This window comes from Streptomyces coryli (genome assembly GCF_011044975.1).
Classification (GTDB): domain Bacteria; phylum Actinomycetota; class Actinomycetes; order Streptomycetales; family Streptomycetaceae; genus Streptomyces; species Streptomyces coryli.
This window is the reverse complement of record NZ_JAAKZV010000461.1, coordinates 1-2,976: the sequence shown is the minus strand read 5'-3', so window position 1 is coordinate 2,976 and position 2,976 is coordinate 1. Positions and strand designations below refer to the sequence as shown.

General features: G+C 70.8%; 2 protein-coding genes. One reads left to right on the top strand and one right to left on the bottom strand.

Going from position 1 to position 2,976, the window contains the following annotated elements; translation table 11 throughout:
* Positions 1 to 255 precede the first annotated feature (255 nt).
* Positions 256 to 1,029 carry a ferritin-like fold-containing protein gene (locus G5C51_RS41205; RefSeq protein ID WP_420824916.1) on the bottom strand — a complete coding sequence of 258 codons (774 nt, stop codon included), beginning with the start codon at positions 1,027 to 1,029 and terminating at the stop codon, positions 256 to 258.
* A gap of 386 nt (positions 1,030 to 1,415) precedes the next feature.
* On the opposite strand from G5C51_RS41205, the gene G5C51_RS41200 reads away from it, so the two are divergent.
* Complete coding sequence (locus tag G5C51_RS41200; protein ID WP_206314869.1) at positions 1,416 to 2,951, top strand: DEAD/DEAH box helicase; 1,536 nt, start codon at positions 1,416 to 1,418, stop codon at positions 2,949 to 2,951.
* Positions 2,952 to 2,976 lie beyond the last annotated feature (25 nt).

Sequence of the window (2,976 nt, the reverse complement as noted above, 5' to 3'; positions counted from 1 at the left end):
GCCTGCCCGCACGCGGCCGACGCCATCAGCCGGTCCGCACGCGGCCGACACGATCGGCCTGTCCGCGCCCGGCCTACGTAATAGGTCTGTCCGCCCGGCTTCAGCAGGCCGCAGGCCGCCGTATCCGGCCGGGCAGCGCAGGCCGACCACGCGCAATCAAGCCCGCCCGGCGCTTGAGGGCGAGCGCCGCTAGGCGCGATGACCTAGGGGGCAGCGCCCTCATCGCTCGGAGCAACGGGTGGGTGGGTGGTAGAACTACGCAGCCAACCCCAGCGCAGCCATCCGCTTCGTGTGCGCCTCCGTGATCCGCGAGAACATCTTCCCGACCTCCGCCAGGTCAAAGCCCTCCGCGACGCCCCCCACCAGCATCATCGACAGCGCATCCCGATCCGCGACCACCCGCTGCGCCTGACTGAGCGCCTCGCCCATCAGCCGCCGCGCCCACAGCGCGAGCCGCCCCCCGACCCGCGGATCAGCCTCGATCGCCGCCCGTACCTTCTCGACCGCGAAGGAAGCGTGCCCTGTGTCATCCAGCACACCCAGCACCAGCGCCCTGGTGTCGGAGTCGAGCCGCGCCGCCACCTCCCGGTAGAAGTCGGCCGCGATCGAGTCCCCCACATACGCCTTGACCAGCCCCTCCAGCCAGTCCGACGGCGCGGTCTGGCGGTGGAACTCGTCCAGAGCCGCGGCGAACGGGTCCATCGCCGCCACCGGGTCCTCGTCGATCTCCCGCAGCCGGGCCTGCAGCTGCTCGAAGTGGTGGAACTCGGCGGAAGCCATCGCGGCCAGCTCCGCCTTGTCGGCCAGGCCCGGCGCGAGCTTCGCGTCCTCGGCCAGCCGCTCGAAGGCGGCCAGCTCTCCGTACGCGAGCGCGCCCAGCAGGTCCACGACGGCGGCGCGGTACTGCGGGTCCGCGGCGGCTCCGGCCCAGTCCTGGGCGGCGATGCCGGTGGCTTCGGTGGAATCAGTGGATTCGGCGGGCTCGGAGGAGGGCTCAGAAGGCGATGTAGGCGTTCCCATGAGGCGCAGAATAGCCGCCCTCCGGCCCAGGGGAAGCCCCAGGTCAGCCCGGGACCGAAGAGCACTTCCGGACGGATCACACCACACAGGTGCGCGGATCCGGGGTACAGTGATATAGCGCCCGTCGCATATGCATTGCGTCAGCACGTGCAGAAATGCGGGGGTGCATGCATGAGGATGCCCGGTCGGTGGCCCGATCGGCTCCACCCGACCGCTCCGATGTGCGACGTACCGGCGCTGATAAAGACGCTGTACGGCCCACCGCACCAAGGAGAACCGCTCGCGGCTCGAGCAGCGACGAGGGCGTGGTCCCGCACCAAGGTGTGCGGTGCGTACCGCTCGTACGGACGACGACCCCCTCCGCCGCCCGCCGCGACCAACCAAATGAGGCAGTCCTGACTACGTTCAGAGAACTCGGGATCCTTCCCGAGACCGCCGAGGCCCTCGAGGCCGTCGGCATTACGTCCCCGTTCCCCATCCAGGCAGAGACCCTTCCGGTCGCGCTCGCCGGCGCCGATGTCATCGGCCAGGCGAAGACCGGCACCGGCAAGACGCTGGGCTTCGGCCTGCCGCTGCTGGAGAAGGTCACCGTCCCCGCCGACGTCGAGGCGGGCCGGGCCAAGCCCGAGGACCTGACGGACGCGCCGCAGGCGCTCGTGGTCGTCCCCACCCGCGAGCTCTGCCAGCAGGTCACCAACGACCTGCTGACGGCCGGCAAGGTCCGTAACGTCCGGGTGTGCGCCATCTATGGCGGGCGCTCGTACGAGCCGCAGGTCGAGGCGCTCAAGAAGGGCGTCGATGTGATCGTCGGCACCCCCGGGCGGCTGCTCGACCTCGCGGGCCAGAAGAAGCTGCGCCTCTCCGAGGTCAAGGCGCTCGTCCTCGACGAGGCCGACGAGATGCTCGACCTGGGCTTCCTGCCCGACGTCGAGAAGATCATCAACCTGCTTCCGGCGCGCCGCCAGACCATGCTGTTCTCGGCCACCATGCCGGGCGCGGTGATCGGCCTGGCCCGGCGCTACATGTCGCAGCCCACGCACATCCGCGCCACCGCGCCGGACGACGAGGGCCAGACGGTCGCGAACACCAAGCAGCACGTCTTCCGCGCCCACTCCATGGACAAGCCGGAGATGGTCGCGCGCATCCTGCAGGCCGACGGCCGCGGGCTTTCGATGATCTTCTGCCGTACGAAGCGCACGGCCGCCGACATCTCCGAGCAGCTCTCCAAGCGCGGCTTCGCCGCGGGCGCCGTCCACGGCGACCTGGGGCAGGGTGCTCGCGAGCAGGCGCTGCGGGCGTTCCGTAACGGCAAGGTCGATGTGCTCGTGTGCACCGACGTGGCCGCGCGGGGTATTGACGTCGAGGGCGTGACCCACGTCATCAACTACCAGTCGCCCGAGGATGAGAAAACGTACCTGCACCGCATCGGCCGCACCGGCCGTGCGGGCGCTTCGGGCGTGGCCGTCACCCTCGTGGACTGGGACGACGTCCCGCGCTGGAAGCTGATCAACAAGGCGCTCGAGCTCGACTTCGACGACCCGGAGGAGACGTACTCGACGTCGGCGCACCTCTACGAGGCGCTCGGGATTCCCGAGGGCACGAAGGGGATCCTGCCGCGGGCGGAGCGCACTCGCGCCGGGCTCGGTGCGGAGGAGATCGAGGATCTCGGCGAGACGGGCGGCCGTGGCCGCCAGGGCGGTCGCTCCGGCGACCGGAAGTCCGCGTCCGCCGGCTCCGCCGCCAAGGACGAGGAGCGCAAGCCGCGGCGTCAGCGGTCCCGTACGCGTACGCGCGGCGGACAGCCGGTCGCCGCGGACTCTGCTTCGCAGGAGGCTCCGGCCAAGGCCGAGGCTGCGTCTGACGCTCCGCGGAAGCCGCGGCGGCGGCGTCGGACGCGGGGTGCCGCGCCGAAGGCCGGTTCCGCCGAGTAGGTCTTGAGAGTTGTACCAACCCACC